This window comes from Acinetobacter seohaensis, from assembly GCF_056431365.1.
In genome coordinates this window covers 1-519 of sequence record NZ_JBWKMK010000055.1, presented here as the reverse complement: position 1 = coordinate 519, position 519 = coordinate 1, and the positions used below count along the sequence as shown (strand labels likewise).

Here is a 519-nt window from a genome sequence, read left to right as displayed (position 1 = left end):
CTGGTAAACAAGTCGGACACCAGCTTTTAATAATTTTATTTTATAGCAGCCTGCAAGATCACCTTTAAGCATATTCTTTGGAATATGTGGTTGCTCTATTACCTTAGCTAATTTTTTCTTGAATTGATCTCGTATAGCACTAGGAAGCTTTTCCCATTCTGCAGTGAAGTCCTTATGACGTAAAAGCTTATAAGTCATCTAATGTGACTTCCTCGAACATCTCTTTAGGATCATTAACACGTTTGCGAACAAGAGCTAATAAATCAGCATCTTCCTCTGAGAGTAAAGCTTTTTGTACTGGAAGCTTTCCAGTCGTAGCAATATATTCAAGAATATTAGTAAAGAACTCAGTAGGTGCAATTCCTTGTTCTTTTAGGATGGAATAAGACTTTTCTTTAAGGGCTTCATCGACCCTGAAATTAACAGTAGCCATCATTTTCCCATTTATTGAATGCATGAGAATATTGTAATGCAATATGCATTACAAAGATTGTTCGTATAACAGCCATTATGTTAAAT

Annotated in this window: 2 protein-coding genes; both read right to left on the bottom strand. The window is 34.9% G+C overall.

All coding sequences use genetic code 11. The features are described from left to right. On the bottom strand, nucleotides 1-198 hold a 198-nt coding region (locus AC07E5_RS09575), incomplete at its 3' end, for a type II toxin-antitoxin system RelE family toxin (protein ID WP_498625316.1). Beyond that, on the bottom strand, nucleotides 188-433 hold the full coding sequence (locus tag AC07E5_RS09570) for a type II toxin-antitoxin system RelB/DinJ family antitoxin (RefSeq protein WP_070154357.1): 246 nt from the start codon (nucleotides 431-433) through the stop codon (nucleotides 188-190). The genes AC07E5_RS09570 and AC07E5_RS09575, both read right to left, overlap by 11 nt. Between the last annotated feature and the right edge of the window lie 86 nt (nucleotides 434-519).